This window comes from Streptococcus sp., assembly GCF_019414905.1.
Taxonomy (GTDB): domain Bacteria; phylum Bacillota; class Bacilli; order Lactobacillales; family Streptococcaceae; genus Streptococcus.
In genome coordinates this window covers 1-2,408 of sequence record NZ_DXLC01000119.1, presented here as the reverse complement: position 1 = coordinate 2,408, position 2,408 = coordinate 1, and the positions used below count along the sequence as shown (strand labels likewise).

General features: G+C 41.4%; 3 protein-coding genes. 1 reads left to right on the top strand and 2 read right to left on the bottom strand.

From position 1 onward, the window contains the following. Positions 1-137: 137 nt before the first annotated feature. Both QZ359_RS03615 and pepA read right to left on the bottom strand, forming a co-directional pair. Positions 138-434, bottom strand: coding sequence for a bacteriocin immunity protein (locus QZ359_RS03615; RefSeq protein WP_293960124.1), 297 nt, complete (start codon positions 432-434; stop codon positions 138-140). A gap of 21 nt (positions 435-455) precedes the next feature. Continuing rightward, positions 456-1,520: a glutamyl aminopeptidase gene (pepA, locus tag QZ359_RS03610; protein ID WP_293960121.1), complete on the bottom strand. Its 1,065-nt coding sequence runs from the start codon at positions 1,518-1,520 to the stop codon at positions 456-458. 293 nt (positions 1,521-1,813) lie between these two features. Here pepA and QZ359_RS03605 point away from each other — a divergent pair. After that, on the top strand, positions 1,814-2,408 hold a 595-nt coding region (locus QZ359_RS03605), incomplete at its 3' end, for an SDR family NAD(P)-dependent oxidoreductase (RefSeq protein ID WP_293960118.1).

Genomic DNA, 2,408 nt, shown 5'->3' with positions numbered 1-2,408 from the left:
CTCATCTCTAGTATAACAAAAAAGCCATCAATTTAATGACTTTTTCAGTAGGCTCTCCTGAATGGGATGGCTTTTTCTTCTCCTCATCAAGAATTGCTTTTCTACCATATAGAAAAATGCTTTGATTCACAATGGAATCAAAGCATTTTAAAGAGTTCCCCATACATAAGGGCAGAAGCTGCGGTTCCTCTGTACTTGGCTTCTTCTCTTTTGATAAAGCGAGCCAAGTTGAGCAACTCAGGTGCCTGATGTCTAGGATTCTTGAGCAATTCACGATTGACCAGGCCTGAGAGACGGACTGCCAGCAATTGCTCATTTGTAGTAGGCAGTTTTTTAGCAGTCTCTAGGAGAGCAGCAACTAAATCTTCACTCAAATCATGTCGAGCATGATTGTAAAGATCTTTTACAAGGTTTTCTAGGTTTGGTTCTACCATCCCTACCACCTCCCTTATGGTTTAATAATTTTTAATGAAGTCAACTGTTGAACGATCCAATTTCTTCACCAAAGCTTGTAAGAAAGCTTGCGCTTCTAGGAAGTCATCCATTGCGTAGAGGGTTTGGTGAGAATGGATATAACGAGCACAGACTCCGATTGTTGTAGATGGGACACCACCATTTTTCAGATGAGCTGCGCCAGCGTCTGTTCCGCCTTTACCACAGTAGTATTGGTACTTGATACCAGCTTCTTCAGCTGTTGTCAAAAGGAAGTCCTTCATTCCTGGGAGAAGCAAGTGACCTGGGTCGTAGAAACGAATCAAGGTTCCATCTCCAATCTTGCCTTGACCCCCATAAACATCACCAGCAGGTGAGCAGTCAACTGCTAGGAAAACTTCTGGGTCAAACTTAGTTGTGGAAGTATGAGCACCACGAAGACCAACTTCTTCTTGGACGTTAGAGCCAAGATAGAGTTCATTGCCAAGTTTTTGACATGACAAGGCTTCAGCTAGCTCGCTCACCATGAGAACTCCATAGCGATTGTCCCAAGCTTTTGAGATGATATTTTTTTCATTGGCTGTTAAGATTGCAGAACTATCTGGGACAATGGTGTCACCAGGACGGATGCCAAAGCTTTCTGCCTCAGCCTTATCCGCAAAACCGCCATCAAAGACGATATCTGCAATAGCAGGCATAGTTGGTCCACCCTTTCCGCGAGTCAAATGTGGAGGGACAGAACCCGAAATCACAGGAATTTCACGACCATCACGAGTAAAGAGTTTAAAGCGCTGGCTACTAACCACCATAGGATTCCAACCGCCAATCTCAACGACACGGAAGGTACCATCTGGCTTAATCTCGCTGACCATAAAACCAACTTCATCCATGTGAGAAGCGACCAAGACGCGCGGTGCATCTGCAGCTTCTGAATGTTTAATTCCGAAAATACCACCCAAGCCATCTGTCACCACTTCATCCACGTGCGGGGTCAACTTTTCACGAAGATAAGCACGGACAGGCGCTTCATGACCTGAGATTGCAGCAAGTTCTGTTACTTCTTTGATTTTTGAAAATAATGTTGTCATTTCAGTTCCTTCTTTCTTTCATCCATTTTACCACTTTTTATAGGAGAAGGATAGCGGGAAGGTGGATTTCTAAATTAGTATCTTAGTCTTACTGTATCTTAGAAAAAGATTGTATTTTCTTGCATGTGAGGTGAAATCTAAGAACTATTCCAAGACCAACCAAACTATTAATTCCCAAATAAAAAACAATTCAATGCTATATTTGTTCAGTTTTTCATGAAATTTGCAGAAAATAGTTGACTTCGCCTTCTTATTTCTTTAAAATAGTACAAAACTAGAAAAAGGAAAAAATCATGACCAAAACAATTCTTGTCACAGGTGGGGCTGGCTACATTGGCTCCCATACCGTTAAAGCTCTTTTAAATGCTGGCTATCAGGTACATGTTCTAGATAATCTCTCTACAGGAAATCGAGCAGCTGTGGATAGTCGTGCTAGCTTTAAGCAACTAGATGTTTATGATTCTAGTACCCTAAAAGCTTATTTAGAAGAAAATCAGATTGATGCTGTTCTTCATTGTGCAGGTGAAATTGTTGTGAGCGAAAGCATTGAAAACCCAAGCAAATACTTCACTGCCAATGTTGCTGGTATGAACCAAGTTCTCAAAGTCTTATCTGAAGTTGGTATTCAAAAAATCATGTTCTCTTCGACTGCTTCCCTCTATGGTAATAACTGTATTGACAAGCCTGCAACTGAAGATACCCTGCTCGACCCTGTCAACCCTTATGCAGAAACAAAACTGATGGGTGAACGAATGATTTACTGGATGGCCAATCGCTATGATTGGAAATATGTTATTTTCCGTTATTTTAATGTTGCTGGAGCTGAAATGGATGCTTCAAACGGTCTGCGTGTGAAAAATCCAACTCATATCATTCCCAACATCAACA

Excerpts from the sequence above, each read along its gene's own strand:
- QZ359_RS03615 (WP_293960124.1), bottom strand. The coding sequence starts at position 434 with ATGGTAGAACCAAACCTAGAAAACCTTGTAAAAGATCTTTACAATCAT.
- pepA (WP_293960121.1), bottom strand. The coding sequence starts at position 1,520 with ATGACAACATTATTTTCAAAAATCAAAGAAGTAACAGAACTTGCTGCA.